The sequence below is a fragment of the Prescottella subtropica genome, from assembly GCF_005434945.1.
Classification (GTDB): Bacteria; Actinomycetota; Actinomycetes; order Mycobacteriales; family Mycobacteriaceae; genus Prescottella; species Prescottella subtropica.
This window is the reverse complement of the sequence record NZ_SKCH01000001.1, coordinates 224,652-250,520: the sequence shown is the minus strand read 5'-3', so window position 1 is coordinate 250,520 and position 25,869 is coordinate 224,652. Positions and strand designations below refer to the sequence as shown.

Annotated in this window: 24 protein-coding genes and 1 pseudogene; 13 read left to right on the top strand and 12 right to left on the bottom strand. The window is 69.2% G+C overall.

The window, feature by feature from the left end; genetic code table 11:
* Positions 1-42: 42 nt before the first annotated feature.
* Positions 43-522 carry a nitroreductase family deazaflavin-dependent oxidoreductase gene (locus E0497_RS01100; protein WP_137722928.1) on the bottom strand — a complete coding sequence of 160 codons (480 nt, stop codon included), beginning with the start codon at positions 520-522 and terminating at the stop codon, positions 43-45.
* 21 nt (positions 523-543) lie between these two features.
* Positions 544-1,008 carry a hypothetical protein gene (locus tag E0497_RS01095; protein WP_161987372.1) on the bottom strand — a complete coding sequence of 155 codons (465 nt, stop codon included), beginning with the start codon at positions 1,006-1,008 and terminating at the stop codon, positions 544-546.
* Positions 1,009-1,189: 181 nt separating this feature from the next.
* Here E0497_RS01095 and E0497_RS01090 point away from each other — a divergent pair, with 181 nt between their 5' ends.
* The 5 genes from E0497_RS01090 to E0497_RS01070 all read left to right on the top strand — a co-directional run bounded on the left by E0497_RS01090 (position 1,190) and on the right by E0497_RS01070 (position 7,055).
* Positions 1,190-1,369 carry a hypothetical protein gene (locus E0497_RS01090; RefSeq protein ID WP_137722926.1) on the top strand — a complete coding sequence of 60 codons (180 nt, stop codon included), beginning with the start codon at positions 1,190-1,192 and terminating at the stop codon, positions 1,367-1,369.
* Between the two features lie 72 nt (positions 1,370-1,441).
* The gene (locus E0497_RS01085) at positions 1,442-2,236 is read left to right on the top strand and encodes an LLM class F420-dependent oxidoreductase (protein WP_137722925.1); all 795 of its coding nucleotides are present in this window, start codon (positions 1,442-1,444) and stop codon (positions 2,234-2,236) included.
* A gap of 61 nt (positions 2,237-2,297) precedes the next feature.
* Positions 2,298-4,040, top strand: a complete 1,743-nt coding sequence (locus E0497_RS01080; protein WP_137723147.1) for an ABC transporter substrate-binding protein/permease — start codon at positions 2,298-2,300, stop codon at positions 4,038-4,040.
* 3 nt (positions 4,041-4,043) lie between these two features.
* On the top strand, positions 4,044-4,781 hold the full coding sequence (locus E0497_RS01075; RefSeq protein WP_137722924.1) for an amino acid ABC transporter ATP-binding protein: 738 nt from the start codon (positions 4,044-4,046) through the stop codon (positions 4,779-4,781).
* A gap of 186 nt (positions 4,782-4,967) precedes the next feature.
* Positions 4,968-7,055 (top strand): PhoX family protein, encoded by a 2,088-nt coding sequence (locus E0497_RS01070; RefSeq protein ID WP_137722923.1) that lies wholly within the window; start codon positions 4,968-4,970, stop codon positions 7,053-7,055.
* 64 nt (positions 7,056-7,119) lie between these two features.
* On the opposite strand, the gene E0497_RS01065 is transcribed toward E0497_RS01070, so the two are convergent.
* The 3 genes from E0497_RS01065 to ggh all read right to left on the bottom strand — a co-directional run bounded on the left by E0497_RS01065 (position 7,120) and on the right by ggh (position 10,343).
* Complete coding sequence (locus E0497_RS01065) at positions 7,120-8,127, bottom strand: NYN domain-containing protein (RefSeq protein ID WP_137722922.1); 1,008 nt, start codon at positions 8,125-8,127, stop codon at positions 7,120-7,122.
* Between the two features lie 36 nt (positions 8,128-8,163).
* Positions 8,164-8,898 carry a glycoside hydrolase family 25 protein gene (locus E0497_RS01060; RefSeq protein WP_170312824.1) on the bottom strand — a complete coding sequence of 245 codons (735 nt, stop codon included), beginning with the start codon at positions 8,896-8,898 and terminating at the stop codon, positions 8,164-8,166.
* A 107-nt stretch (positions 8,899-9,005) separates the two neighbouring features.
* A complete protein-coding gene (gene ggh, locus E0497_RS01055; RefSeq protein ID WP_137722921.1) occupies positions 9,006-10,343 on the bottom strand; it encodes a glucosylglycerate hydrolase in 1,338 nt (445 codons plus the stop codon).
* Between the two features lie 70 nt (positions 10,344-10,413).
* On the opposite strand from ggh, the gene E0497_RS01050 reads away from it, so the two are divergent.
* On the top strand, positions 10,414-11,100 hold the full coding sequence (locus E0497_RS01050) for an SDR family oxidoreductase (protein WP_137722920.1): 687 nt from the start codon (positions 10,414-10,416) through the stop codon (positions 11,098-11,100).
* A 12-nt stretch (positions 11,101-11,112) separates the two neighbouring features.
* On the opposite strand, the gene E0497_RS01045 is transcribed toward E0497_RS01050, so the two are convergent.
* On the bottom strand, positions 11,113-11,484 hold the full coding sequence (locus E0497_RS01045) for a nuclear transport factor 2 family protein (RefSeq protein WP_137722919.1): 372 nt from the start codon (positions 11,482-11,484) through the stop codon (positions 11,113-11,115).
* Positions 11,485-11,654: 170 nt separating this feature from the next.
* On the opposite strand from E0497_RS01045, the gene E0497_RS01040 reads away from it, so the two are divergent.
* Together E0497_RS01040 and E0497_RS01035 are read left to right on the top strand one after the other, a co-directional pair.
* A complete protein-coding gene (locus E0497_RS01040) occupies positions 11,655-13,166 on the top strand; it encodes a lipase family protein (RefSeq protein ID WP_137722918.1) in 1,512 nt (503 codons plus the stop codon).
* Between the two features lie 177 nt (positions 13,167-13,343).
* The gene (locus E0497_RS01035) at positions 13,344-14,939 is read left to right on the top strand and encodes a YfcC family protein (protein WP_206663614.1); all 1,596 of its coding nucleotides are present in this window, start codon (positions 13,344-13,346) and stop codon (positions 14,937-14,939) included.
* A gap of 59 nt (positions 14,940-14,998) precedes the next feature.
* Here the strand turns inward: E0497_RS01035 and leuS are convergent, their stop codons facing one another.
* Positions 14,999-17,857: a leucine--tRNA ligase gene (leuS, locus tag E0497_RS01030; RefSeq protein ID WP_137722917.1), complete on the bottom strand. Its 2,859-nt coding sequence runs from the start codon at positions 17,855-17,857 to the stop codon at positions 14,999-15,001.
* A gap of 124 nt (positions 17,858-17,981) precedes the next feature.
* Between leuS and E0497_RS01025 the strand changes: the two genes are divergently transcribed.
* Positions 17,982-18,377, top strand: coding sequence for an SdpI family protein (locus E0497_RS01025; RefSeq protein WP_137722916.1), 396 nt, complete (start codon positions 17,982-17,984; stop codon positions 18,375-18,377).
* A gap of 39 nt (positions 18,378-18,416) precedes the next feature.
* On the top strand, positions 18,417-19,397 hold the full coding sequence (locus E0497_RS01020) for a DUF1648 domain-containing protein (protein WP_137722915.1): 981 nt from the start codon (positions 18,417-18,419) through the stop codon (positions 19,395-19,397).
* On the opposite strand, the gene E0497_RS01015 is transcribed toward E0497_RS01020, so the two are convergent.
* Complete coding sequence (locus E0497_RS01015; RefSeq protein ID WP_137722914.1) at positions 19,386-20,228, bottom strand: LysR family transcriptional regulator; 843 nt, start codon at positions 20,226-20,228, stop codon at positions 19,386-19,388. The two genes, E0497_RS01020 and E0497_RS01015, sit on opposite strands and share 12 nt — an antisense overlap.
* Positions 20,229-20,312: 84 nt before the next feature.
* Here E0497_RS01015 and E0497_RS01010 point away from each other — a divergent pair, with 84 nt between their 5' ends.
* Positions 20,313-21,299, top strand: coding sequence for a bile acid:sodium symporter family protein (locus E0497_RS01010; RefSeq protein WP_137722913.1), 987 nt, complete (start codon positions 20,313-20,315; stop codon positions 21,297-21,299).
* A gap of 76 nt (positions 21,300-21,375) precedes the next feature.
* Positions 21,376-22,764: a glutamate decarboxylase gene (gad, locus tag E0497_RS01005; protein ID WP_137722912.1), complete on the top strand. Its 1,389-nt coding sequence runs from the start codon at positions 21,376-21,378 to the stop codon at positions 22,762-22,764.
* Positions 22,765-22,772: 8 nt separating this feature from the next.
* Here the strand turns inward: gad and E0497_RS01000 are convergent, their stop codons facing one another.
* The 3 genes and pseudogenes from E0497_RS01000 to E0497_RS00990 all read right to left on the bottom strand — a co-directional run.
* Complete coding sequence (locus E0497_RS01000; RefSeq protein ID WP_137722911.1) at positions 22,773-23,378, bottom strand: YqgE/AlgH family protein; 606 nt, start codon at positions 23,376-23,378, stop codon at positions 22,773-22,775.
* Positions 23,379-23,417: 39 nt separating this feature from the next.
* Complete coding sequence (locus E0497_RS00995) at positions 23,418-23,753, bottom strand: rhodanese-like domain-containing protein (protein WP_137722910.1); 336 nt, start codon at positions 23,751-23,753, stop codon at positions 23,418-23,420.
* A 36-nt stretch (positions 23,754-23,789) separates the two neighbouring features.
* Positions 23,790-23,969 (bottom strand): annotated as a pseudogene (locus E0497_RS00990) (TetR-like C-terminal domain-containing protein); the annotation flags it as partial.
* 69 nt (positions 23,970-24,038) lie between these two features.
* Here E0497_RS00990 and E0497_RS00985 point away from each other — a divergent pair.
* Complete coding sequence (locus E0497_RS00985) at positions 24,039-25,331, top strand: MFS transporter (protein ID WP_137722909.1); 1,293 nt, start codon at positions 24,039-24,041, stop codon at positions 25,329-25,331.
* Positions 25,332-25,334: 3 nt separating this feature from the next.
* Here E0497_RS00985 and E0497_RS00980 read toward each other — a convergent pair whose 3' ends face one another.
* Entirely contained in the window at positions 25,335-25,868 is a 534-nt protein-coding gene (locus tag E0497_RS00980) for a hypothetical protein (RefSeq protein WP_137722908.1), read from the bottom strand.
* Position 25,869: the final 1 nt, after the last annotated feature.

Below are 25,869 nucleotides of genomic sequence, written 5' to 3'. Positions count from 1 at the left end.
TTGCGGTCCACGTCACATCGCGGTGGTGACGCCGGGGTCGACCTACCCCACCGGCCGCAACCGGACGAAGTGGATGCGGCGTCCGGCCTCCCGGAAGTCGTCGACGCCGCCGTCGACCTCCAAGCCCATCACCCGGCACAGCCGAATGCCCAGCTTGGGATGTTCGACGCCGTAGCGGGCCATGAGGTCGCCGCCCTCCTCGGTGCCGAGGAAATCGGCGTCGACGGCCGATCGGCGGCGACCCGACTGCACGTGCGCTCGAGGATGCGCGGTCAGGTTCCGGTACCAGTCGGATGTCGCACCGAACCCGGCCGCGACCACCCAGCCGTCGCCGATGTCGTCGTGGTTGACCACCTCGAGCACCACCTGCCGGGTGATGCCGCTACGCCGGCCGACATGTTCGAGATACACGAACCGATGCCCCAACAGCGCACCGAGCCGCCACCGGTACAGCAGGATCGGCAGCCGCAACAACCGGCGCTTCACACCGGTGGGCGGGGTCGGACGCTCGAGGATCCGCATGGGTCCAGTGTGCGCCCGGAACTACCCGTGCAGGGCGTGTACGGCCCCCAACGTCGACAAATCCACAGGCTGCCCGGTCCCGACATCCAGGGTGTCGCCGCTGTGCGCGTCGACCACCGTCATCAGCGCGCCGGTCGCGGGCGGTGGTACCGAGACGTTCACGGGGCGGCTGTGCCGGTCGTTCGCGAAGGTGCCCTGGGCCTGAATCAGATACACAGGTGTGTCGTCGGGAATCCCGCTACCGACAAGTTCGACGACGCGTGCCCTCGTCGTGTGCACCGCCTGCACATTCGTCGGGTGGTCCTCACCGAACCGCGTGGCCGTAGACATGGCGATCTCATATAACCGGGCGTCGCCGACCTGCGGCTGCGGCGTCTCCTGAACACTCGACGCCGACGCGACTTCCGACGTCTCGGTCCCGCATCCCTCCGACAGCAGAGCGACTGTGAGAAGGGCGGCGGCCATGGAGGATCGGGCGAATCGCATGCATCGAGATTAGGTGAGTGCCGATACGCTCGCCGGATGGCTGGAGAGGTTTCCACGGTCGGGTGGACTCCGATGCTCGTCGGTATCCTGACCGGCTCGCTCGCACCGCTGTTGCTCTACCTGTTCACGGTCCGGATGCTGGGACGCGTGGGACGTCGCCCCTCGTCCGTCCGCCGGCGCCATGTACTGGGTGTGCCTGTTCCTACCGCTGTTCACCGGCATCGTGTCCGCCACACTGACAATGCTGGTCTGGCACCGCGCACGACCCGCGATCTGGGCGTTTATGGCGACCTTCGTGGTGCTCGGCGTCGGGATGGCCGCGTTCCAGAACTTCCTCGACACGTTCCCCGGCCCCACGTGACCGAAGTTCGAGCGCAGCATCCCGATCACGGGTCTACCGTGAAGATGCACGTCCCGTCGTGAAGGAGCCCGCATGACCCGCCCCGTGCGTATCGGTATCCAACTGCAGCCGCAGCATGCGCCCGATTACGGCAGGATCCGCGACGCGGTGCTGCGGGCGGAGGACGCGGGGGCGGATGTCGTCTTCAACTGGGACCACTTCTATCCGCTGTACGGCGATCAGGAGAGCACCCATTTCGAGTGCTGGACGATGCTGGGGGCGTGGGCCGAGCAGACGGAGCGGGTGGAGATCGGGGCGCTGGTCAGTTGTGCCGGCTACCGGAATCCGGATCTGCTGGCGGACATGGCGCGCACCGTCGACCACATCAGTGGCGGCCGGCTGATCCTGGGGATCGGGGCGGGCTGGTTCGAGAAGGACTACGACGCGTACGGCTACGAGTTCGGCACCCCGGGGTCGCGGATCAAGCTGCTCGGTGAGGCGTTGCCGCGGATCACCGGACGCCTCGACAGGCTCAATCCCGCACCGACACGGCACATTCCGCTACTGATCGGCGGGAGCGGCGAGAAGAAGACGCTGCGCCTGGTCGCCGAGTACGCCGACATCTGGCACGGTTTCGGGGACCGCGACGAGTTCACCCGCCGGTCGGCGATTCTCGGCGAGCACTGCGGCGACGTGCAGCGCGACCCCCACGAGATCGAACGGTCCACGTGGTGGCACGGCCCCGAGCTGGCGGCCGCGTACGTCGATGTCGGTGTCACCCTGTTCACCGTCAACGCCAGCGGCCCCGACTACGACCTGACCGAACTGCGGGAGGCCCTGGCGTGGCGGGACGAGCACACGCCGCCGCAACTGGCCGGGCTCGCGTAGAACGCCGAAGACCGTGTCCGCCACCGCAGCTCCTCGAGTCCGCGCGGTGGCGGTCGTGCTGATGCTGCTGGCGGCGCTCGTGGCGTGTTCGTCGACGAGAACGTCGTCGGCACCCACCGATCTGTGCTCCCCGCCCGGCGTGGACAGCGCGTCGGCGCTGCCCGCCAATTTCGATGCCGCGGCCACCGATGCATCCGGGGACCGGTACACCACTGCGAACATCGTGCCGCGCAGCGACATCGACGTCGGCGCACTCGATCTGGTCACCCCCGGCACGTTGACGGTCGGGACGCTGTCCGACGCGCCACCGAGCATCTGCGTCAACTCGGCCAACGTCTACACCGGCTTCGACAACGAGTTGCTGCGTGCCGTCGCCGCGACCCTCGGATTGCGGATCCAGTTCGTGGGCACCGACTTCGCGGGTCTGCTCGCGCAGGTCGCCGGGCACCGGTTCGACGTCGGCTCGTCGTCGATCACCACCACCGCGGCCCGACGCGACCTGGTCGGGTTCACCAACGGCTACGACTTCGGCTATTTCTCCCTCGTCGTCCCGAACGGTAGTGCGATTCACGGTTTCCCGGATCTGACGGCGTCGACCCGGATCGGGGTGGTACAGGGCACCGTGCAGGACGACTACGTCGTGAACACGCTCGGTTTGGATCCGGTGAAGTTCCCCGACTACAACACCGCGTACGCGAACCTGAAGACCGGGCAGATCGACGCGTGGGTGGCGCCGTCGCAGCAGGCGCAGGGGGCGATCGCGCCGGGTGATCCAGCGTCGATCGTGGCGAACACCTTCAGCGTCGAGAACTATGTGGGTTGGGCTGTCGCGAAGGATCATCCCGCCCTGCTCGACGCCTTGAACTCCGGCCTGGACGCGGTGATCGCCGACGGGACGTGGGCGCGGCTGTACTCGGACTGGGTGCCGCGCGAGCTGCCGCCGGGTTGGAAGCCGGGCAGCAAGGCGGCCCCGGCACCCGAACTGCCCGATTTCGCGGCCATCGCGGCGCAGAAACCGCCGACGGAACAGACCGCAGCGCAGCCGAAGTCGACGCTGCAGCAGCTCGGGGACACGTTCTTCGACTGGGAGTTGTACAAGCGGGCGTTCCCCGATCTGCTGCGCACCGGCCTGCCGAACACCCTGATCCTGGCGGTGACGTCCGGTGTCGCCGGTACGATCCTCGGGATGCTGCTCGCGGTCGCCGGCATCTCCCGCACCCGCTGGCTGCGGTGGCCGGCCCGCGTCTACACCGACATCTTCCGCGGGCTGCCCGCCGTCGTCATCATCCTGATCGTCGGGCTCGGGGCCGGCCCGATCGTCAAGGGGATCACCGGCAGCAACCCGTACTGGCTGGGGGCGGCGGCGTTGTCGCTGCTCGCGGCCGCCTACATCGGTGAGATCTTCCGTTCCGGTATCCAGAGCGTCGAACCCGGACAGATGGAAGCCGCACGCGCCCTGGGATTCTCGTACCGGCGGTCGATGACACTCGTGGTGGTGCCGCAGGGGGTGCGCCGGGTGCTGCCGGCGCTGATGAACCAGTTCATCTCGCTGGTGAAGGACTCGTCGCTGATCTACTTCCTGGGACTGTTGGTGACGCAGCGGGAACTGTTCGCCGTCGGCCGGGACCTCAACGCGCAGACCGGGAACCTGTCCCCGCTCGTCGCCGCGGGCCTGTTCTATCTGGCGTTGACGATCCCTCTCACCCACCTGGTCAACTACATCGACCGGCGGATGCGCACCGGACGCCCCGACTCCGGGACGCTCGACGACCTCGAGCAGGCGATCGTCGTCGAGGGAGGCTGACGCATGACCGAGTCCGATTCCGTCTCCCTCACCGGCACCGGGCTGCACCTCGCGTTCGGCGCCAACCGGGTGCTGCGCGGGGTGGACCTCCACGTCGACGCCGGCCACGCCGTCACCGTGATCGGGCCGTCCGGGTCCGGGAAGTCGACGCTGCTGCGGGTCCTCAACCGGCTGCACGAACCGGACGCCGGGGACATCCTGCTCGACGGGCGTTCGGTCCTGCGCGACAACCCGGACGCGCTGCGGCAGCGGATCGGGATGGTGTTCCAGCATTTCAACCTGTTCCCGCACCGCACGGTCGCCGACAACGTCGCCCTCGGACCCCGCACGCTCAAGAAGTTGCCGAAGGACGCGGCCCGGGCGGTGGCGCTCGAGCAACTCGACCTCGTCGGACTCGCCCACAAGGCCGACGCCCGCCCCGGTACCCTGTCCGGCGGCCAGCAGCAACGGGTCGCGATCGCCCGCGCACTGGCGATGACCCCGCAGGTGATGTTCTTCGACGAGGCGACGTCGGCGCTCGACCCGGAACTCGTCAAGGGGGTGCTGGCGCTGATGACCGACCTCGCCCGCGGCGGCATGACGATGGTGGTGGTGACCCACGAAATGGGATTCGCCCGGTCGGTGTCCGACACCGTCGTGTTCATGGACCGCGGCGTCGTCGTCGAATCGGGGGAGCCGGAACAACTGTTCGACAGTCCCACCACGCCCCGGTTGCAGAGCTTCCTGTCCGACGTCCTCTGACCGCGTTTCGCGCACTTGTCGTTCCCGTGGAGGGGCGGAACGGCACGACAAGTGCGCGAAACGCGGGGGGTGCCGCACCGAATCTCCAACCGAAGTTGGGGAATCGTTCACCCAAAAGTTGCCTCCGCCTCGTTCCCGCCTCCTACGGTGCGTCCGTATTGTCGTAGTCGATCTCGGGAGCCCTCGGTGAATCTCAAGCCCCTCGCACTGTTCGTCAAGCACGACGGAATGTCGTCGCGTGCGTCGATCACGTGCCAGTACAAGTGCGGACACGCCTGCGCCCACGATGTTCCCAACAACTCGAACGGCGAGTACTTCGGCGACATCGTGAAGTCGGCGATGACGCGGCGCGGCATGCTGCGCGGCAGTGCCGCGACGGTCCTCGCGGTCGGTGCGGGCAGTGTGCTCGCCGCATGTGGCAACGAGACTGCCACCGCTGCAACCGGTTCCGTCGACAGCGGATCGGCCGGTTCCGCGACGGGTTCGACGGCTCCGGGCACCGTGTTCTCGCCGGTCGCCCCCAACAAGCAGGATGCGCTCGTGGTCCCCGACGGCTACGAGCAGGGTGTCGTGATCCGTTGGGGCGACCCGATGTTCGAGGATGCCCCCGCCTTCGACTTCGACAACCAGACGTCCGCGGCCGCCGAGAGGCAGTTCGCGTTCAACAACGACTTCGCGGCCCTGCTGCCGGTCGAGGGTCAGCCGAACGCCTACCTGCTGGTGGCCAGCAACGAGTACACCACCGAGCCGTTCATGTTCCGCGGCTACGACCCGGAGAACCCCACCGAGGAGCAGGTGAAGATCGGCTGGGCCAACCACGGTCTGTCGGTGGTGCAGGTGCAGGGCGAGGCCGGATCCGGCCGGCTCACCCCGCAGTTCGGTCAGTACAACCGGCGCATCACCGCACGCACCGAGTTCGCGGTCACCGGCCCGGCCGCCGGCTCCGACCTGCTCGAGACGTCCGCCGACCCCACCGGCACCCGTGTCCTGGGTACCATCGCGAACTGCTCGGGCGGCCTGACCCCGTGGGGCACGGTGCTCTCCGGTGAGGAGAACTTCAACAGCTACTTCGCGAACGGCGAGCAGGTCACCGACCCCACCGCTGCCGCACGGCTCAAGCGGTACGGCGTGGAAGGCGCTGCGTCCGAACGCAAGTGGGAGCGCTTCGATTCCCGCTTCGACGTCGCCGCGGAACCCAACGAGGTCAACCGGTTCGGCTGGGTCGTCGAGATCGACCCGTGGGACGCGTCGTCGACGCCCGTCAAGCACACCGCGATGGGCCGCTTCAAGCACGAGGCCGCGACCGTCTACATCACCGGCGACGGCACCGTCGTCTCGTACAGCGGCGACGACGAGCGCTTCGACTACATGTACAAGTTCGTCTCGTCGCGCAAGATGCAGCCGGGTAACAGCCGGGCCGCGATGCGCCACAACATGACCCTGCTGGACGCGGGCACGCTGTACGTCGCGAAGCTCACCGGTGACGACCCGGCCGCGATCGACGGCTCCGGCAAGCTGCCCGCATCGGGGGCGTTCGCCGGTACCGGACAGTGGATTCCGTTGCTGCGCACCGGTGAGGACGGCCGCGGCGAGTCCCTCGTCGACGGCATGACCGCCGAGGAGGTCGCGGTGTTCACCCGGCTGGCCGGCGACAAGGTGGGCGCCACCAAGATGGACCGCCCGGAGGACTTCGAACCCAACCCGCACACCGGCAAGGTGTACGTCGCGCTCACCAACAACACCAAGCGCGGCGTCGACGGCAAGGCCGCCGCCGACACCGCGAACCCGCGCAACAACAACAAGAACGGCCAGGTCCTCGAGATCGACGACCAGCACGCGGGCACGTCGTTCACATGGAATCTACTGCTGGTGTGCGGCGACCCGGCCACCGCCGACACCTACTTCGGCGGCTTCGACAAGTCGAAGGTCAGCCCCATCTCGTGCCCCGACAACCTGGCGTTCGATCCGCACGGCAACCTGTGGATCTCCACCGACGGCAACGCCCTGAAGTCCAACGACGGCCTGTTCTCGGTGGTCCTCGAGGGCGACCGCCGTGGCGAGACGAAGCAGTTCCTCACCGTCCCGATCGGTGCCGAGACGTGCGGTCCGATCGTCGACGAGAAGCGTGTGATCGTGTGCGTCCAGCACCCGGGTGAGACCGACGACGCGTCCATCGAGACGCCGGCGTCGCACTGGCCCGACGGTGGCAGCTCCCAGCCGCGGCCGTCCGTCGTGGCGGTGTGGAAGTCCGGTGGCGGCCGCATCGGCGTCTGATCGCCTCTACACGAGCAGCCGCACGGTCCGGCCGGGATACTTTTCCCGGCCGGACCGTGCGGCGTCACCGGTCCGGCCCGACCTCGTCGTACTTGACCCAGAAACGGGCCCGCAGCCGGTACCGGATCCGTTCGTCCAGGTCGTACATCTGCATCGCATCGGACGCGTCGAGCAGCAGCGCCCGGTCGATTCCGGGCGGGATCGACGGCCGGGCCCGCTCGAGCTCGAGCTTGTCGTCGGTGGACGAACTCTTCCGGAACGACGCGAGTACCCGCAGCACCACCTCGTCGAGCTGCTCCGCCTGCTCGTGGTCACCGCCGTAGCCGGGGACCACGTGCGCGGGGGAGCCGGTCGAGGAACTGTAGGCGAGCACACTCGTCGGGCGGGGAGGCGCCGGCGCCTGCGCGACCGTCACCAGGTCGAGCGGGGTCGGGACACCGGTCCGGGCCGCGGGCCGATCCGGCGCGGGCGCAGGTGTCGCCGGGGCCGACGCGGGCTCTGGCTCGGGTTCGGGGACGGGTTTGCGAACGACCTTCATGACGGCGGCATCGACCGCCGCACCGTCGATGGTGTCGAGTTCGTCGGCGGCGCGGACCAGGTGCCGACTCACCCCGTGCGGTCGCCCCAGGACGTTCGGCACCGCGAACACCACCACCTGCACCCCGTGCACCTGTGCCTCTTCGACGGCCTCGGTGAGGTCGTCGTCGCCGGAGACGAGGAAGAAGACGTCGGACGCCCCGTTGCGGGCGTGCGCGACGAGGTCGAGGCCGATCCGGAGGTCGACGCCCTTCTGCTCGCCGTTGACGCCGAATCGGCCGAGCCGGAGCTTGACCTTGGAGAGTTCCCCGATGCGTTCCTGCTGCGCGTCGGGCAGGCCGTTGCGGGCCGAGTCGTACCAGTGCACGCGCAGCACCGGCAGACCGGACCGGGCCTGCGCGGCGTCCACCAGCGCACTGATCAGCACCGAGTAGTCGACGTAGATTCCGCTGCGTAACGACGTGCCCGTGGCCCGCGTCGCCGCGGACGCGAGCAGGTATCCGGCATCGATGTACAGAGAGCAGGTCGACCGCATGCACCCACTATGGCATGCACCGGCGCCGGACCGGGGTCAGCTCCCGAAGAAGTTGCGGGCGTACATGTTCAGGTCGCCCATCGATCCGCTGTAGACGTTGAGGTCGATGTTGGCGTTGACTCCCGGGATCCGGCCGCTGTCGGTGTACTGCCAGAACGCCCAGTTCTTCCAGCCGCCGGGCAGCGGGCCCGGCGCGTTGCCGCCGTTGTAGTCGGCGATCCACAGCGGATAGTTGGTGAACTCGGTGGTGTTCGCCATCGCGGTGCGCCAGAAGTTGGGGTACGTGTAGATGATCGGGGTGCGGCCGGTGAGGCCCTGCACCGCATTCAGGTACCGGTGGGTCCAGTCGATCAGCTGCGGCGCCGACAGGCCCCCGGTGCTCTCGAGGTCGAGGACCGGTGGCAGGCCGCCGATCTGGTTGACGGCCAGCGCGTTGGCCGCGAAGAACGCCGCCTGCGCCTCGGGGGACGCCGCCGGATCCGCGTAGTGGTAGGCGCCACGCGCCACCCCCGCGACGCGCATCGCGAGCGAGTCCTGCGCGAAGTACGGGTTGGTGTAGGACAGGCCCTCGGTGGCCTTGACCATCCCGAACTCGTGCCCGGACGCTCGCACCTGGAACCAGTCGATCGGCGCCCCGTTCGGGTGCTGCCAGGACGCGACGGCGACGCCCCGCGGGTTGGCGGCAGCGAGCGCGGGCGTGGCGAACGTGACCGCCCCGGCCAGAAGGAGAACGGCGACACGCGGCAGGGAGCGACGAAAGTTCCTCGGCATGGACCGACACTAAACGACTTCCGCACCGCACGCGCCGATTTCGCGGTGATGTTCATCTTCGTCCGGTCGACGCCGGAGATGTCCGGAACAGGCGGTTCGGGGCGGTGTCAGCCCAGCCAGTCCAGGACCGCCGCCGCCGTCCACGACTGCTGCATGCTGCCGAGCGGCTCCCCGGTGAACGGTTCGTAGTATTCGGCGAAGCTGCCGTCCCCGGCCTGCCGCAACCCCTCCGCGCGCAGCAGTGCCGACCGCTCCGCCCACCCGCGCCGGGCGAACGCCCACGAGAACAACCAGGTCGTCACCGGCCACACCGGGCCGCGCCAGTACTCGCGGGCCCGGAAGTCCGGGGAGGCCGGCGACGTCGACGGCGGGACCGCGAACCGCAGGTCCGGGTGACCGCAGAACCGGGGTCCCTCGAACGTCCGCAGCAGGGACCGTTCGACGTCCCGCTCGAGGCCCCCGCACAGCAGGGGCGCGAACGCCGCGATCGTGTCGGTGGCGATCCACTTGTCCGTGCGCACATCGAAATCGCGTGCCGCGCCGCTGTTCTCGTCGGTAGACGCGACGACACCGGCCCGGAACCGCCCGGCCCACCGGCGCAGGTCCCGGACGTCGGCGGCCGGCCGGCCGTACTCCTCGCCGATCTCGGCGAGCACATCGCACGCGAGCGCGAAGATCGCGCTGACGAACACGTCCTGCACCGCGAAACTCGATGTGTCGGAGACGATGCCGTCGTCGTAGCGGGCGGTCTTCATCTCCTCGAGCAGCCACAGGTACCGGTCGTACTCGCGGTCGCTGGGCCGCTGCGACGCGTCGGTGACGACCGTGACATCCGCCCTGCGGTACACCGGCACCGGACCGGGAATCACGTTGGCGTACGCCGCATCCCAGCGCGGCGAGTTGTCCATACCAGATTCCCAGCCGTGGTGGACGGTGATGCGTCCGCTGCCGCCCGGGTCCCGCGCGTCCGCGAGCCAGCGGTGCCAGCGCATCAGCGCACCCCACCGCCGGTCCAGGAAGTCCTCCGCGACCGCGCGGGTGCCGGCGCCGCGGCGCCGGGCCTGCTCGAGGATCCGTGCCACCGCGATCGCGTGCACCGGCGGCTGGGTGATCCCGGACGTGTCCACCCCCGTCGGTGCGGACACGGCCAGTTCCCGGCACTGCCAGCGGGCCGGGCCCGGGAAGTAGCCGTCGACCCCGTTCGCGAACACGATGTGCGGGATCATCCCGTTGCCCCACTGCGCCGACAGCAGCGTGTCGAGTTCGGTCACCGCCCGTTCGACGCTGAGCGGCGCCAGTCCCACCGCCACGAACGCGGCGTCCCAGCTCCACATGTGCGGGTACAGCCGCGGCGCCGCGGTGGTCATGGTGCCCAGATCGTTGCCGCGCAACAGGTAGGCGGCACGGGCCGCGAGCTGGGTCGGAGTGAATCCCGGATCGGTCACGCCCCCATTCTGCGCCCGCACCGACGTTCGGTCGGTGCCGACGCGCGGCGGGCGGACTACCCTCGATCCCATGTCGCCCCAGCGTCCGATCGCCCTCGTCACCGGCGGGAGTCGCGGCCTCGGTGCCGCCGTCGCCCGCGCTCTCGCCCCCACCCACCAGTTGATCCTCGGAGGGCGCAGCGCCGACACCCTCGAACCGATCGTCGGGGAACTGGGGGCGGCGCCGTGGCCCGTCGACCTCACCGACCATGCCGCGGTCGCGGACGCCGTCGCCGACATCGACCGTCTCGACGTACTCGTGCACAACGCGGGTGTCGCCGAAATCGGCACGATCGAGGAGACCCCGGCCGACGTGTGGCGTCGAACCTTCGACGCGAACGTGGTCGCCGTCGCCGAACTGACCCGGCTGCTGCTGCCCGCACTACGCGCCGCCCACGGGCACGTCGTGCTCGTCAATTCCGGTGCGGGACTGCGCGCCAACGCCGGCTGGGGCGCCTACGCGGCCAGCAAGTTCGCGCTGCGGGCGTTCGGGGACGCGCTGCGTCTCGAGGAACCGTCGCTGCGGGTCACGTCGATCCACCCCGGCCGCATCGACACCGACATGCAGCGGGCGATCGTCGCGGCGGAGGGCGGCGAGTACGACGCCGGACGCTTCCTCACCCCGGAAACGGTGGCGGGTGCGGTCCGCGACGCAGTCCGGACGCCGGCGGACGCGCACCCCACCGAGATCGTGCTGCGGCCGATCCTGCGGCCGTAGCAGTTTCGCGTCTCAGGCGACAGTCATGTCCGACTGCGCCCAGTAGGCGCGGGTGCTGGTGATCCTGGCGTCGTCGTCGAACGTCATGACGTCGATCGGCTCGATGACGTACGTCCGGTCCCCGGCCTTCGTGGTGACCCGGAAGTGGAAGGCCGCGCTGTTGCCGGCGACCCGGACGGTCAGCAGTTCCGCCGACTGGTCCAGCTTCTCGATCGCGGTGAAGAAGGCCCGGATCTCCTCGACGCCACGCTTCGGCTCGGTACCGACCGGGTCCTCCACGGTGGCGCCGTCGGCGAACAGCGCCGCCACTCGATCCGCACTCCTACTGCCCAGCGCCTCCATGTACGCGGCGACGGTGCCCTTGATGTCCTCTGCGGATGCCATGCGTTGAACCTCTTCTCGTGGAACGACTTCCGTAAATATTCGACTTCTCGTCGGAGGGCAGCGTAGCCGGACGAAATACGTACCAGGCGGTCCAATCCCGCCTATCGGGCACTCGTGACAATCCTCCGAAGCGGTGCGGCCCGGAACGTGCCACTGTTAGCGTCCCGCGCATGCCGAAATCAGGTGGGGGATTCTGGTGCCGGGCGCTCGTCGCCGCACTGGCCGTGGGAACAGTCGTCTCGTCCGGGATCGGAGGCACCGCCGCGGCCCAATCCGCGGGCAGCGCCATGCCGAACACCAGCAACGGTGGCATCGGATCCACCGGCAGTGCCGCCGGCCAGGGCTTCATCGGACCCGGATCCCTCACCGACGGCACCGGTTCGGACGGCACCGCGTCCAACGGCACCACCCCGGTCACCGGGTCGTGGGGGACCGCGTCCCTCGCCCGATCCGCATTCGGGTCGTGGATGCCCGGCCTCGTCGGCTCCGTGATCTCCGAGCCCGACCTGCCGCCCCCGCCGCTCGACACCCTGCACACCGAGATGCTGCCGTCCCCGATCGGCGACCCGTTCTTCGACTACTACCCGCCCGGCCTGGACGGCATGGCCAACGGTCAGGTCATCACCACCCGCGACGTCACCCCCGTCGCACAAACCGTGCTGTCCCAACCGGTGCGGGAAGTCCACCAACTCAAGGTGAAGACGACGGACGCGTCCGGCAACCCGTCGTTCGCGACCGCCACCCTCGTCGTCCCGGCCCTCGCCTGGCCCGGCCCCGGCCCGCGGCCGATCCTCGTGAACAACGTGCCGATCAACGGACTCGGGCGGGCCTGCACCCCGTCCCACACGCTCGCGAACGGAATCACCCCGTCCACCAACATCTTCGAACGGCTACGGCCGGTCACGGCGAAAGCCGAGGAACGCGGATACGCGGTCCTGATCCCCGACCACGAGGGCCCGAACATGACGTACGGCGAACCGTTCGTCGCCGGACACGCGATCCTCGACACCATCCGCGGTGTCCGCAACGAGTACCCCGCGGAGTTCGGTGCCGGCAAGCTCGCCATGATCGGCTACTCCGGCGGCGCGATCGCCACCCACGGCGCCGCCAAACTCCTCGACTCCTACGCCCCCGAACTGGCCGGTGACATCGTCGGCGCCGCCATGGGCGGTGTGCCCGCCGACTACGACATGCTCGGCCGCACCATGAACGGCAACCTCTCCAGCGGACTGTTCCTCTCGGCGATCTTCGGGATCGCCCGGGAGAACCTCGACATCCTGCCCCTCCTCAACGGCCTCGGACAACGCGTCGTCACCTCGTCCGTCAAGGACCTGTGCGTCAACGACCTCTCGATCGCCGGCCTCCTCGGCATGCCCGCCGAAGCCCTCGCCAACGTCAAGGATGCCCTGAATACCCCTGCCGCACACCAGATTTTCACCAAGATGAAAATGGCGAACCTCGCCTCCGGCACCCCGCTCTACATCTACAACGGCGGACAGGACTTCTGGATCCCCGCCCTCGGCGCCCGCAACCTGTACGACGAACAATGCGGATTCGGGGTCCGCGCCGTCTACCGCCAGGTCCCCGGCGAACACCTCCTCGGCGAAGCCTTCGGCAACTCCGGCGCATTCGACTGGATCGACGCCCTCTTCCAGGGGCAACCCGCACCCGACGAGTGCTGAGGGTTCGCCCCCTTTCGAGCTGAAGGGTCCGTTCGTGCGCCACAAGCGAACGAAGGGTCCCTTCAGCAGGAGAACCCCGGTGGGCGGATGGTGACTTTCGCCCTGTTCTGGCCGTTCAGCCGGGTCCGCCGACGGTCGGTACGTCGCATGTATCCGTCCGAACCGGGGAGGTTTCCGATGCTCGACCAGACGCCCACCGAATCCGAGAGTGGTGGCACCTGTGCCGCCTCGGACGATTCGTCGACGCCGGCGAAGAAGCCGTTCGAGTTCCCGGGGCCGGTGACGATCCTCGCGGGCGTCACCGTCCTGGTGTGGATCGCGGCCCTGTTCATTCCGTCGGGCCGCTTCGCTACCGACGGCGACGGCTCCCCGATCCCCGGCACGTTCGAGAACGTCGACTCGCCGCTGACGTTCACCGAACGCGTCCAGCAGCTGATCCTCGCCCCCGTCAACGGCCTCTACGGCGTCAAGGACACGGTCACCGGGTTCGTCGACACCGGCAACGTCGGCACCCTGTTCGGGTCCGTCGGCATCGTCATGTTCATCATGGCGCTCGGCGCGTTCATCTCGGTGAGCTTCGCGACCCGCAGCCTCGAGACGGCCGTGTCGCAGCTCGCCACCCGGTTCGGCGACAAGGGCTGGCTGCTCATCGCCGCCGTCATGGTGCTGTTCTCACTGCTCGGCTCCACGATGGGGTTCTCCGTCGAGACGTTCGGGTTCTACGCGCTGCTCGTGCCGCTCATGACGGCGCTCAGCTACGACCGGCTGGTCGCCGCCGCCACGATCGTCGTCGGCGCCATGGTCGGCACGATGGCGTCGACCGTCAACCCGTTCTCCATCGGCGTCGCATCCGGCGAGGCCGGTGTCTCCATCGGCGACGGCATCGTGCTGCGGGTGATCCTGTGGGTCGCACTCACCGCCGTGGCGGTCGCGTTCGTGCTGCGGTACGCCGCCCGCGTCCGCACCGACCCGTCCCGCTCCCTCGTCGGCGTCGACGCCCCCGATGCTTCCGACAAGCCCGATGCCGACATCGTTCAGGGTGGCGAAACCCTCACCCGAACACAGAAACTCGTCCTCGTGATCACCGCGTTCACCTTTGCGCTGATGATCTTCGCGGTCATCCCGTGGTCGAGCATCTTCGGTGGCGTCACCGGCCCCGCCGAGTACGACGCCTACCACGTCACCACCGCCGACCCGTACTGGTTCGAATTGAACTGGTGGTTCCCTCAACTGGCGATGCTGTTCGTGCTCGCCGCTGTCCTCACCGGCCTCGTCGCGAAGACGGGGGAGAAGCAACTCGTCTCCCTGATCACCCGCGGCGCCGCCGACATGATCGGTCCTGCGATCGTCATCCTGCTCGCGAGCGGCGTCTCGGTGATCATGACCAACACCGAAACCCTCGACACCATCCTCAACGCGATGGAACACCTCGCCGCCGGCGCTTCCGCGGGCGCGTTCGCGATCCTCGTGACACTCGTCAACATCCCGCTCGCGTTCCTCATCCCGTCCAGCACCGGCCACGCGACCCTCGCGATGCCGCTGCTCGCCCCGCTCGGCGACCTCGCCGGGATCAGCCGCTCCCTGGTGATCAGCGCCTTCCAGATGGGCCACGGGCTGATGATGATGGTGTCCCCCACCAACGTGGTCGTCGTCGGCGGCCTGGCCATGGCCAAGGTCGGCTACGACAAGTACCTGCGGTTCGTGTGGCCGCTCATCGCGACCAACCTCGCGATCGTCGTCACCGTCATCGGCGTCGCCGCCGTCCTGGAGTGAGGTGCTGTGCGCCTTTTTGGTAGTGGGAGCTACCAAAAAGGCGCACGGGCGCGAAGCGCCTAGAGAACGATGTTCACCATCTTGCCGGGGACGACGATGACCTTGCGGGGGTCGTTGCCGTCGAGCATGGCGACGATCTTGTCGTCGGCGAGGGCGATCTTCTCGATGTCCTCGCGGGCGGCGTCGGCGGCGACCTGGATGCGGCTGCGGACCTTGCCGTTGACCTGGATGGGGTATTCGACGGTGTCCTCGGTCAGCCACTGGTCGTCGGCGGTGGGGAAGGGGCCGTGGGCGAGGGACTCGGTGTGGCCGAGGCGCGACCACAGTTCCTCGGCGAGGTGCGGGGCGACGGGGCCGAGCATGAGGGCGAGCGGGTCGACCACCGTGCGCGGCGCACCGTCCGGGTACGCCTTGGTGAGGTGGTTGGTGTACTCGATCAGCTTGGCGACGGCGGTGTTGTCGCGCAGCGCCGCGTAGTCCTCGGAGACGCCGGCGATGGTCTTGTGCAGGGCACGCAGGGTGTCCTCGGACGGGTCGGTGTCGGTGACGCGCAGGTTGCCGGTCTCCTCGTCGACGACGACACGCCACGCCCGCTGCAGGAAGCGGTGAGCGCCGATGACGTCCTTGGTGGCCCACGGCCGGGACGTGTCGAGCGGGCCCATCGCCATCTCGTAGACGCGGAGGGTGTCGGCGCCGAATTCGTCGCAGATCTCGTCGGGCGCAACGGAATTCTTGAGGCTCTTGCCCATCTTTCCGTATTCGCGCTTGACCTCGGCGCCCTCGAACCAGAATGTGCCGTCCTGCTCGGTGACCTCGGTGGCCGGCACGTAGACGCCGCGGGCATCGGTGTAGGCGTACGCCTGGATGTAACCCTGGTTGAACAGGCGACGGTACGGCTCGGACGAGCTGACGTAGCCCAGGTCGAACAGCACCTTGTGCCAGAACCGCGAGTACAGCAGGTGCAGCACCGCGTGCTCGACACCACCGACGTACAGGTCGACGCCGCCGGGATCGTTGGGACCGTGGATGTCCGGGCGCGGACCGGTCCAGTAGGCCTCGTTCTCGGGGGCGACGAACTGCTCGCTGTTGGTGGGGTCGATGTAGCGCAGCTGGTACCACGAGCTGCCCGCCCACTGCGGCATCACGTTGGTGTCGCGGCGGTAGGTCTGCAGTCCGTCACCGAGATCGAGTTCGACGTTCACCCAGTCGGACGCCTTCGCCAGCGGCGGCGACGGCTCGGACGCGGCGTCGTCCGGATCGAACGACACCGGCGCATAGTCCTCGACCTCCGGAAGTTCCACCGGCAGAGCCGATTCCGGCAGCGGATGCGCGACGCCGTCGGCACCGTAGACGATCGGGAACGGCTCGCCCCAGTACCGCTGACGCGCGAACAGCCAGTCGCGCAGCTTGTACTGGATGGTGCCGCGTCCGACGCCGTCCGCCTCGAGCCGGGCGATGACGGCCTTCTTGGCGTCGGCGACGGTCAGCCCGTCCAGACTGAATCCGTCTTCTCTCCGAGAGTTGATCAGGGGGCCGTCGCCGGTGTACGCGGCCTCGGACAGGTCCGAGCCGCCCTTGATGACCTCGAGGATGTCGAGGCCGAACGCGGTCGCGAACTCCCAGTCCCGCTGGTCGTGGCCGGGCACCGCCATGATGGCGCCGGTGCCGTAGCCGGTGAGCACGTAGTCGGCGATGAACACCGGCAGCTTCTGCCCGTTGACCGGGTTCACGGCGTAGACGCCGAGGAAGACACCGGTCTTCTCCTTGTTCTCCTGGCGTTCGAGGTCGGTCTTCGCGGCGATCGACGCCCGGTACGCGGCGACGGCGTCGGCGGGGGTGGCGGCGCCACCGGTCCAGCGCGGATCGACGCCGTCCGGCCACTGCGCGGCGACCAGTCGGTCGACCAGCTCGTGCTCGGGGGCCAGGGTCACGTAGGACGCACCGAACAGGGTGTCGGGGCGGGTGGTGAACACGTCGATGCGCTCACCCAGGGCAGTGAACGTGACCTGCGCGCCGTGCGAACGCCCGATCCAGTTGCGCTGCATGGACTTGACCTTCTCCGGCCAGTCCAGGTACTCGAGGTCGTCGACGAGACGGTCCGAGTACGCGGTGATGCGCATCATCCACTGCTGCAGGTGCTTCCGGAACACCGGGAAGTTTCCGCGCTCGGAGCGGCCGTCCGCGGTGACCTCTTCGTTGGCCAGCACCGTGCCCAGCCCGGGGCACCAGTTGACCATCGAATCCGAGTGGTAGACCAGGCGGTACGAGTCGAGGACGGCAGCCCGCGCCGCCGCGTCCAACGACGCCCACTCCCGGCCGTCCTCCAGAACGCGCTCACCGGAAGCGAATTCGGCCTCGAGCTCGGAGATGCGGCGCGCCTTGCCGGCCGCCGTGTCGTACCAGGCGTTGTAGATCTGCAGGAAGATCCACTGCGTCCAGTGGTAGAAGTCGACGTCGGTGGTCGCGACCGAGCGACGGGTGTCGTGGCCCAGGCCCAACCGGCGCAGCTGACGCTGCATGTTCGCGATGTTCGCCTCGGTGGTGGTGCGCGGATGCGTGCCCGTCTGCACCGCGTACTGCTCGGCCGGCAGACCGAACGCGTCGTATCCGAGGGTGTGCAGCACGTTGTGGCCCTGCATGCGGTGGTAGCGGGCGTACACGTCGGTGGCGATGTAGCCGAGCGGATGCCCGACGTGCAGACCCGAGCCCGACGGGTACGGGAACATGTCCTGCACGAACAGCTTGTCGGCGGGCACGTCGCCCTTCAGCGCGCCCACCGGGTTGGGGGCATCGAACGTGCCGCGCTCGCTCCACAGGTCCTGCCAGCGCGTCTCGATGCGGCCGGCAAGGTCCGCGGTGTAGCGGTGCTGCGGCGTCGAGTCGTCGGGGGAGGGGGTGTGCTGCACTGGCTCGGTCACGGTGATCGCTATCTACTTGGACGACAGGAATTCCGTCAACCAGGGTAAAGCCTGGTCGACCGCGGGGGACACCAGGGAACACCCAGGAAGCCACGTATCGGCGCGCGGGGCTTATCGTGGACGCGTGGTCATTGTTGCTGTGCTCCTGTTCGTCGCTGCGCTCGCCTTCGGTGCCCTCGGTGTCGCCGGCCTGACCGGCAAGCTCTCGCGCAACCGGTGGCTGGGTATCCGTACCCCCCAGTCGCTGCGTGACGACGAGACGTTCGCCCTCGCCAACAAGGTGGCCTCACCGAGCCTGTTCGGTGCCGCTTCGGTGCTGGTCATCGGTGGTATCGCCACCTTCGTGCTGCCCACCGTGGCCGGGGTGATCGCCACCGTCTTCGTGCTCGCGGCGGCCCTGTTCATCGCCGCCACCGGCGGCGCCCTCGGATCCAAGGCGGCCGGCGCCCTCCCGGACACCAGCGGCTGCGGCACGTCGTGCGGTTCGTGCAGCCTGCAGGGGATGTGCGGCCCCGCCTGACGGCCCCCGGACCGGTCCGGTCTGGTTGAGTTGCCGGGTGTGAGCACACCCACACCGACATCCCGCGTCGTCGATCCGGCCGGTGCCGTCTTCGGCATCGTCGTCCCGCTGCTGGCGGCCGCGTCCGGCGTCGCCCTGACGTACGCGCTGCTGCCGCGACTGCCCGAACGGCTCGCGACCCACTGGTCCGGTAGCGGTGGCTCCCCGGACGACTTCATGTCACCCACTGCGAGCGCCTGGACGATGGCCGCGATCGTGGCCCTCGTCGGCGGCGGCTGCTGCGCGATCGCGGCACTCGCGCAGGCGCAGCTGATGATGCGCCGGCTCATGCTGTTGATCGGGCTCGCCGTCACCGGTCTGATCGTGGCCGCCGAATTCGCGATGATCCTCGGGCAGGTCGATCTCACCGACACGTCCGACGTCCCCCTGCCCACCGGCACGATCGTCACCGGGCTGCTGATCGGCACCGCCGTCGGCCTGGCCGGCGCCGCTCTGCTGCGCGATCACCGGGTCCGGGTCCCCGCCACCGCACCCCCGGCCGCGGACCTGCCGCGCGGTGACGCGGCCCTGCCGATCACCGACGAGGTGGGGATGAGTACCGCCGGACTCGCCGGGACCGCACTGGCCGTGGCCGCGCCCGCCGCCCTGGTGTGCTGGCTGGCCGGAGGGTGGTGGCCGATGGGCGTGTACCTGCCCGCCGTGCTCCTGGCCGTCGTGGTGCTGCAGTTCCGGCTCGTCGTCGACGCCGACGGCATCCGCGTCAAGAATCTGGGTATGGCGACGATCGCGTACGGCGTCGACGAACTCGAGGGCGCGAAGGTGGAGCATGTGCGCCCGTTCCCGGACTTCGGCGGCTGGGGCATCAAGGTCAAGGGGCGTGGCAACTACGGCGTCGTCACCCGCACCGGGCCGGCCGTCGTCCTCACCTTCGCGAGCGGCGACCGGCTCACCGTCACCACGCCGAAGGCCGAGGAGATCGCCGGGGCACTGAACGCGCTCGCGGACCGGTCACGGCGCTGACGACCGGATCGCGTCCATGAGCGCCGCCTCCGGGCCGCTGGGGACGCTGGTCCGACCGAGGAGCACGAATTCGACGTCCCCCGGGTCGGGCAGGCCGAGACGGTCACCGACGGGAGCCAGCTCGGTCGGCAGCAGCGACTGGGCGTGCACGACGACGCCGAGTCCGGCGAGCACCGCGGCCCGCAGCCCGGCCCGGCTGTTGGCCTGGCACGTGATCCGGCTCGGCAGCCGGGCCGCCTCGAGCGCGCCGAGCGCGCACGCCCGCGTGATGCTCGGCGGCGGATAGGCCACCAGCGGCACCGGGGTCGCCGGATCCCACCGCGAATCGGCCGCGCCGCCCCACACCAGCCGGTCCCGCCACACCAGGTCGCCGTGGGTCTCGCCGGGCCGCCGCATCACGAACGCCAGATCCAGGTCCCCGGCCCGCAACTGCTCGTGCACCGTCCGGCTCAACCCGACCGTGAGCTGCAGGTCGACGAGAGGATGCGTGCCCCGGAAGTCCCGCAGGATCTGCGGCAGTCCCTTGGCGACGAGATCCTCTGCGGCCCCGAACCGCAACCGCCCGGTGAGCGTCGATCCCGCGAAGTGCCGGCTCGCCCGCTCGTGGGCGTCGAGGATGGTGCGGGCGAACCCGACCATCGCGGTGCCGTCGGCGGTGAGTTCGACGGTGTGAGTGTCGCGGGCCAGCAGAACCCGTCCGGCGGCCTTCTCGAGTCGGGCGATGTGCCCGCTGACGGTGGACTGCCGCAGTCCGAGGCGACGGGCGGCCGCGGTGAACCCGCCCGTCTGCTCGACGGCGAGGAACGTGCGCAGGAGAACCGGATCGAACACCCGTCCTTCCTATCACGATTCACGATCACAGTGAACGTGACCAACGACTTTCACGATTACTTTGCCCGCGTATACCGTTGAGCGGTGAAGTTTCTGAGCAGGTTCTACATCGACGGATTCATCCTCTCGATCATCGTCGTCGCCGTTCTCGGCAGCCTGTTCCCGGTATCCGGCAGCGGCCAGACCGTCCTCGACTGGGCCACCAAGATCGCGATCGGCTTCCTGTTCCTGCTCTACGGCGCCCGCCTGTCCCCGGCCGAGGCGCTGCAGGGCCTCAAGCACTGGCGGCTGCACTCGGTGGTGTTCGCGGCCACGTTCGTGCTGTTCCCGCTCATCGGCCTGGCCCTGCGGATCCTGGTGCCGACGGTGATCACCGACGAGATGTACACCGGCCTCCTGTACCTGTGCCTGGTGCCGTCGACGGTGCAGTCGTCGATCGCGTTCACCTCGATCGCCCGCGGCAACGTCGCCGGTGCCATCGTCAGCGCGTCGTTCTCGAACCTGCTGGGCGTGTTCGTCACCCCGATCCTGGTGATCCTGCTGATGAACACCACCGGTGAGGCCACCGTCGACTTCTCGTCGGTCGTCGACATCGTCCTGCAGCTGCTGCTGCCGTTCCTGGTCGGCCAGCTGATCCGTCCGCTCGTCATCGACTGGCTGAAGAAGTACGCCGAACCGACCAAGCTCGTCGACCGCGGCTCGATCCTGCTCGTGGTGTTCTCGGCGTTCAGCGCATCGATGAACGAGAACATCTGGAGCACCGTCACGATCCTCGAAATCGCCGCCGTCGTCGCGGTGTGCTGTCTGATCCTCGCCGTCGTCCTGGGGCTCACCGCGTTCACCGGGAAGAAGCTCGGGTTCTCACTGCCGGACCGTATCGTGATCGTCTTCTGCGGCTCCAAGAAGAGCCTCGCGACGGGCCTGCCGATGGCGTCGGTGCTGTTCGCCGGCCAGCCCGTCGGCCTGATCGTGCTGCCGCTGATGATCTTCCACCAGATCCAGCTGATCGTGTGCGCCGCGCTCGCGCAGCGGTACGCCGCGCGCACCGATCCCGAACCGGTCACGTCCTGACCGGAGGCCTGTCGCACACCGCGGGACCGCAGTAGCGTCCTCGGATGGGGGCCTGTCGCGACCCTCGGAGGCGAACGTGAGCAGACATCACCATCAGGAACCGCGGGGCGTGATCGCCCCCGCCTACACGGGACGGCTCGCGACGGAACCGGTTCCGGCGCTGCGTCTGCCCGACGGGCCGATGGATCCGGGTGCCGCGTACCGGTTCGTCCACGACGAACTGATGCTCGACGGCAGTTCCCGGCTCAACCTGGCGACGTTCGTGACGACGTGGATGGATCCCGAGGCCGGGGACCTGATGGCGGAGACGTTCGACAAGAACCTCATCGACAAGGACGAGTATCCGGCGACGTCGGCGATCGAGCAGCGGTGCGTCAACATGGTCGCGGCCCTGTTCCATGCACCCGATCTGTCCGAGGACGATCCGGCGTCGGCGACGGGAGTGTCGACGGTCGGATCGAGCGAGGCCGTCATGCTCGCCGGTCTCGCCCTCAAATGGCGGTGGCGGCAGGCGCGGCAGCAGGCCGGGCGGGACGCGTCCACCCCGAAGCTGGTGATGGGCAGCAACGTCCAGGTGGTGTGGGAGAAGTTCTGCCGCTACTTCGATGTCGAACCGGTGTACCTGCCGATGGCGCCGGGACGGTACGTGATCACCCCGGAACAGGTGACGGCCGCCGTCGACGAGCACACCATCGGGGTCGTCGCCATCCTCGGCACCACGTTCACCGGGGAACTCGAGCCGGTCGAGCAGATCGCCCGTGCGCTCGACGCCGTGGCGGCCGCCGGTGGGCCGGACGTGCCGGTGCACGTCGACGCGGCCAGCGGCGGATTCGTGGTGCCGTTCCTCGACCCGGAACGGGTGTGGGACTTCCGGATTCCCCGGGTCGTCTCGATCAACGTGAGCGGCCACAAGTACGGGCTGACATATCCGGGGATCGGGTTCGTGATCTGGCGGGACTCCGGGCACCTACCCGAGGAGTTGGTGTTCCGGGTGAACTATCTCGGCGGTGACATGCCCACGTTCACACTCAACTTCTCGAGGCCCGGCAACCAGATCGTCGGCCAGTACTACAATTTCCTACGCCTCGGCCACGAAGGCTATCGCGGCATCATGGCGTCGCTGCGCGGCACCGCACAGTGGTTGAGCGGCAAGCTGTCCGAGCACGGCGACTTCCACATCATCAGCGACGGCACGGCCATCCCGGTCGTCGCCTTCGATCTCGTCGGCGACCCCGGCTACACCGTCTTCGACGTCTCCCACGAACTCCGCGCCCGCGGCTGGCAGGTGCCCGCCTACACGATGCCCGCCGACGCGGAAGACATTGCGGTGCTGCGCGTCGTGGTCCGGGAGGGGTTCAGCGCCGACCTGGCGCGACTGCTGTTCGACGACATCGTCACCGTCTGCGACCGTCTGCGCCACGAGGGTGTCGCGGCCCACTCGACGGCACAGCACTTCGCGCACTGACCCGCAGGTCAGTTCAGGTCGACGTCGATCGGATGCGTCGCCAGCAACGCCAACGGCAGCGGCTGGCGACGCAGCACCCGCCCCCACACATCCGTACGGGGCGGGCTGACGATGTCGGACGCCAACGCGGACACCACGATCCAGTCGTCGTTCTCGATCTCGGCATCGAGCTGACCGAGCGTCCACCCGGCGTAGCCGGCGAAGATCCGCAGCCCGTCGACGACGGGGGCGATCGTCGCGGGATCGGCGTCGAGGTCGACGATCACGACGCGCCCGTCGACGCGGCGCAGGCCCGCGATCCCGGTGATGTCGGCGCCGACCTTCAGCGTCGCCAGGCACAACGCCGCATCCCGGGTCACCGGACCGCCCACGTGGATCGCCTTCGGGTCGGACGCCAGGTCCGCCCACTGCGGCAGGATCTCCTGCACCGACGTCTCGCTGATCTGGCCCACGACGACCCCGAGGCTGCCGGCGTCGTTGTGTTCGAGCACGTAGACGACACTGCGCCGGAACGTCGGCTCGAACAGTTCGGTGGACGCCACCAGCAGGCTGCCCGGGCGCACCACCGGATGCGTCGATGCCGTGCGGTCCTCCGGGTCCTCCGAGTGCGCCATCCGGTCATCATCCCACCGTCGGCGCCGCCGCGGGAGAGGTCAGCCGGTGACGTCGAAGCCGGCCCGCCGCCACGCGTCCATACCGCCGCGCACCGAGTACGCCGTCACCCCGACGCGGGCCAGGACGCGGGCCGCGGTGGCCGACCGCCCACCGGAGCGGCAGATCGCGACCACCGGACGGTCGCCGGCGACCTCGCGGCCGCGGTCGATCACCTCGTGCAACGGCAGATGCGTCGCACCGGGCGCGTGCCCGGACTCCCATTCCGGACCCGAGCGCACATCGAGCAGGAGCGCCCCGGCCGCGACGAGACACTGCGCCTCGGCGGCGTCGACGACCCCGTACGAGCGGCGGAACAGCTTCGACAACAGGGCCACGATCTTCTCCAGACGTCCTACGGGTCGGCCGACGCGTCACCCCGACCCGACGATCCGGTCCAGCACGGTCGGATGGTGCTCGAACAGTGCGCCGGGGTCGGTGAACGTGTCGGACCCATACTGCCCGAACACCTCGAAGCTCACCGCACCGAACAGTGCCGCCCACGCCGTCACCCCGCACGCGAGGACCGCGTCGGGAACCGTCAGTCCCATCTCGCCGACGCCGCCGCCTCGACCGTCCGGTGGTGGCGCGGCGAGGTGGCCGTGGCCCGTTAGGGTCACCGTGTGCGCAGAGGGAGTTCGATTCGCGATTCGGTGGCGGCGGCCGCCACGACCCTGCGTCACTCGCCGGGACTGGCCCGGCTCACCGCGGTCCGGTTCGCGAGCCAGTTCGGCGACGGCCTGTTCCAGGCAGCGCTCGGCGGTGCGATCCTGTTCAACCCGGAACGCGAAACCGAACCGCTCGCCATCGCCGCCGGATTCGCGGTGCTGCTGCTGCCGTACTCGGTGATCGGACCGTTCACCGGCGCCCTCCTCGACCGCTGGGACCGGCGGGCCGTGCTGCTGTGGGCGAACCTGCTGCGCGGCATCCTCATCCTCCTCGTCGCGGTCCTGCTCGTCACCGGGGCGGGGGAGGCGCCGCTGCTGGCCCTCGCGCTCGCCGCGATCGGGGTGAGCCGGTTCGTGCTCGCCGGTGCGTCGGCGGCGCTGCCGCACGTGGTCCGGCAGAGTTGGCTGGTGCCGACGAACTCCGTCCTCGCCACCGTCGGATCGGCGTGCTCCGCGGTGGGGGCCGCGGCCGCGGTCACCGTCATCGGTGTCGCCGGAGCCGGGAACATCGGGTCCGGTGTCGCCGTCGCGGTCGGCGCGACCGGGTCGGTGATCGCGGCGTGGGCGGTCCGCGGGTTCGGCCGACGATCACTGGGACCGACCGACACCGACCCACCGTCCGGAACGGTGACCGCAGTCCTGTCCGGACTGCGGACCGGTGCCACCGCGGTATGGGAGAAACCCGGTGTGACAGCCGTACTGATCGGAATCGGTGCGCACCGTGTCGTTTTCGGCGTCAACACCCTGATCATGGTGCTGGTGTTGCGGGCCCCCGCCGGCACGTCCGGGTTGCCCGCCGGACTCGCCGGTTTCGGTGTCGCGGTCGGGGCCACCGCGGCCGGGATGCTCCTCGCCGCGCTCGCCACCCCGTGGCTGATCCCCCGGCTCGGCCGGTCCTGGACGGTGATCACCGCCCTCGTGTTCGCGATCCTCGTGCAAGTGACGTTCGTGGCCTCTCTGTCCCAGCCGCTGCTGCTGGCCGGCGCGTTCCTCCTCGGATTCGCCGGACAGAGCATCAAACTCACCGGCGACGCCGCCATGCAGATCGAAATCGACGACGACCGCCGCGGCCAGGTGTTCGCGTTGCAGGACACCGTCTTCAACATCGCGTTCTGTGCGGCGATCGCGGCCGGCGCCACCGTCGTCGCCCCCGACGGGCACTCCCTCGGACTGGTCCTCGCCGGGGCCGGCATCTACGCGGCCGGGCTGCTCGCGGTCGCCGCCACCACCCGCCGCGCCACCCGCTGACCGTCACGGATCGCCGCGAACCGTATCGAGCCGGCCGTCACCGTCGGTGTCACTGAGCCGCACCGACATCCGCGCCGGGTCGTCCCCGGCCACCAGGATCGTGTCGTAGCGGCCGTCCCCGCGGGTGGAGAGCAGCACTGCATCGGGGATCCCGTCGCCGTCCAGGTCGGCGACGGCGTCGGTCGTGCCGTCCCCGTCGTGGTCGACGCTGCGCCACACCGACGGCTGCGACTCCGGCAGCGGCGTCACCGACGGCACGGGTGGGGCGGGTGCCTGGTCCACCTCCAGGCCCCACACCCCGTCCCCCACCGGATCGGCGAACCACCGCTCCTCCGGACCCCCGAGGTCGAGCACCACCCGGTCGGCCCGGCCGTCACCGTCGCTGTCCCACATGACGTCGTCGACCAGTCCGTCACCATCGAAGTCGAGTCGCACCGCGTCGTTCACTCCGTCCCCGTCGACATCCGTGTCCATGCCGGACTGCCACGTGGTGACCTCGCCGTCCCCGGTGCCGAACCAGTACTCGAGTGTGTCCATA